The 2,655-nt window shown below is 42.3% G+C and carries 2 protein-coding genes and 2 pseudogenes; 1 reads left to right on the top strand and 3 read right to left on the bottom strand.

From position 1 onward, the window contains the following. From ACKPQ4_RS03680 to ACKPQ4_RS03670, 3 genes and pseudogenes are all read right to left on the bottom strand, one after another. A pseudogene (locus ACKPQ4_RS03680) lies at positions 1-584 on the bottom strand (hypothetical protein); the annotation flags it as partial. A 196-nt stretch (positions 585-780) separates the two neighbouring features. Beyond that, positions 781-1,326, bottom strand: coding sequence for a transcription termination/antitermination protein NusG (nusG, locus tag ACKPQ4_RS03675; protein ID WP_407679859.1), 546 nt, complete (start codon positions 1,324-1,326; stop codon positions 781-783). 4 nt (positions 1,327-1,330) lie between these two features. Beyond that, a complete protein-coding gene (locus tag ACKPQ4_RS03670) occupies positions 1,331-1,846 on the bottom strand; it encodes a GbsR/MarR family transcriptional regulator (protein WP_407679858.1) in 516 nt (171 codons plus the stop codon). Positions 1,847-1,984: 138 nt separating this feature from the next. Between ACKPQ4_RS03670 and ACKPQ4_RS03665 the strand changes: the two are divergent. Further along, positions 1,985-2,655, top strand: a pseudogene (locus ACKPQ4_RS03665) (exopolysaccharide biosynthesis polyprenyl glycosylphosphotransferase); the annotation flags it as partial.

The raw sequence follows: 2,655 nt of genomic DNA, 5'->3' as shown, positions 1-2,655 counted from the left end.
AAGACGCCTTCCGGATAAAGAGGATATTCATCGAGCAATTCGACAAGTTTCTCACGGGCTTCTTTGACCTTGCCAGTTTCTGCGAGCAATTCGCAAAAAACAAGAATGTTATCAGGGTCGGATGACCAGATGGGGTTGGTTAATAAACGATTGATTTCTCGATAAGACACTTCCCCGGCGATTTTTCGGTCTTGTAGCGGTAATTCATCATTTTTGAGAGTGATCAGGCTTTTTTCCAAAAGTTCCGACCTTTTTTCCGTATCTTCAATATTTTTCAGGGCAATGGACCATTTAAGTAGGGCTTGAGCCGGATTTGTACGGAATTGTAGGCGCACATAATTGTAGAGGGTTTCTTGGTCCTGTGGATTAAGCAGGTGGGCGATGCGTCCTTTTCGAACACCCTCATTCAATAATCCACCTGCGTTATCAATCGTTTGGTCCAAGTAGATCTTGGATTGGTGAAATAATTTTGCTGATTTCCAATTTCGGATTTTGGGAAGGTAAAAATCGACGGTAAAGAAGGCTGAGCCAAAAAGGATCAGGCAAAAGAGAGAAAAGAGATAGCTAAGGTGCAGTCCGAACATGTTATCCGCAGGGGAAAATACTAATGTTTATCAACGCTACTGAGCTTGGTGGAGAGCTTTTCTTGTTTAAATATTTAGAATGCTGATCACTTAAATAATTTGGGTAATAAATGATTTTATCCACGCTACCGCCCTTGGCCGCTTGCTTGAAACAAAGCCAATAAGGGGAAGAAACTAATATGTAATCTGGCAAAAATTACCCATTCCCTATGGGATGGGCGCTGGGAAAGTCTACTTCTTGCTCGCCAATCTCCACTTCGGTGGGACGGCCGAGAATTTCAAATAATACACGAACACGTTCGCGAGCGGGCACAAGTTTGGTGACCACTCCTTCATCTCCTTTAAATAAACCAGAGATGACTTTTATTTTGGCTCCAACTCGATGAGGTTCATCGGGAATTTCGAGGATTCCATCGGGTGAAATCAAGCGAAGTTCGATCATGACTTGTGGGGAAACATGAACAGGAATTCCTTTTCTTCTGACCACATAAGCTACTCCACGAGCATAATGAACATTGCGCAAGTGCTCGATTGGGTCGAAACGGGCGAAGAAATATCCGGGGAAAAGAGGTTTGAGGGGTTGGGGTTTAACTTTTTTTGCCCGTTGGGTCCGGGGAAGAAAAACCTCGACATTATTCAAAGTTGAAAGTGTCGAGGAGGCCACCATTTCTTGCCGTGGTTTGGCTCGTAAGCAGTACCATCCAATCGCCCAGTCTTTCATTTCTTCGTCCTGAATGTTCATTATTCTAAAGTTTCAGGAGTCCGGCCAAGGCGGGAAGAAGGCGTCCGCCTGCCCGGGTTAAACGTTTTAATTTCTCGATTCGTATATTATAAAATTCTGCGGATTTCTCATCTTGCACCGGTAAAGCTTCTTCCATTTTGGCAATTCGTTCTTTAGCGCTTTCCATATGGGGCATGATTTCTTCTTTAATGAAGTTGGAGAAGAGTCTACGAAATTCGGTTTCTGCGAGGTAATGATCTCTGCGGTCTCCAGCTACATAGCTAGTTCGAACGGCCTTTAATGATCTAAGAGTTTTCAATCCTTGGCTGGCTGAACCTATACTGATTCCCAACCTTGAGACAATTTGATCCATGGGCAGGGGAACCGCAGAGAAATAAAGTAAGCCGTATATTTCTCCAACCGATCTGGGCATCCCCAATATACTCATCATCCTAACGAAAAAATCGATGGACTCGATTTCGATAGCTTGCTCAGTTTCCTGAATGGATTGTTTGCCGTTTATGGGGGATAAGTGGGGCATTGATTTCAAACTTTTCAAAAAAAAATGAAATTAGCAAGGAATTTAAAGAAAAGGTTGGAGTGGTCGATTTATATAAATGTGGATATAAATACCTAATCTCTCCTTGCATGAACTTTCAAGATTTACTAAATTCACAAGATGCAAAATCCTAGGGATCAAGGGCATGCCTTATTGCACAGACTCTGCTTGTTGGCACTTGTCTTTGTTTGGTTTTGGGCATCGCTTGATGTTTGGGAGAGTTGGGAACTTTCTTTGATCACCCTTCCATGGAACTATGCATTGGTTGCGATGGCGGGTCTGCTGGTTGCCACCTTTGGTACTTTGCAAAATTATGGAGCTTTTTACATTAAGAATGGATGGCAAAGAGTTCGTGAATCTTTTAATAAAGCAAATTTCCAGGCCGCGATTATTGCTTTCTTTGTATTTACATCTTACTTCGCCACTAAGGATAATGAAACAAGTCGTTTGTTTCTGGCTTTTTATATAATTATTTGTTGGCCACTTTTGCTCGGGGCAAATTTTGCCCTGCCAGGAATTTTTAAGCGGGTGATTGGATTCCGTGGAATGAATCGTGATAGCTTGTTGATTGGAAATCCTCACTCAGTAAAAGATTTAAACCTCTGGATGCTCCAGCAAACCGCCAATGGGTTTTCTTTTAGCGGAGTGTTTTCTACATCCAAAAGAAAAACTCAGGCGATACCAGGGTTGTCCGACTTAGGTTATTTCGACGAGTTGGAAAATTATCTTAAGGAAAATAGAATTCATCAATTAGTGGTTTTGCCCGATCGTTTGATGGAAGATTGGGTAAG

Source organism: Candidatus Chordibacter forsetii, from assembly GCF_964187505.1.
Taxonomy (GTDB): domain Bacteria; phylum Verrucomicrobiota; class Verrucomicrobiia; order Opitutales; family Seribacteraceae; genus Chordibacter; species Chordibacter forsetii.
The sequence above is the reverse complement of the archived record's forward strand: the minus strand, read 5'-3'. Positions and strand labels throughout refer to the sequence as shown.

Coding starts and splice junctions, on each gene's coding strand:
- nusG (WP_407679859.1), bottom strand. CDS start 1,326: ATGAACATTCAGGACGAAGAAATGAAAGACTGGGCGATTGGATGGTAC.
- ACKPQ4_RS03670 (WP_407679858.1), bottom strand. CDS start 1,846: ATGCCCCACTTATCCCCCATAAACGGCAAACAATCCATTCAGGAAACT.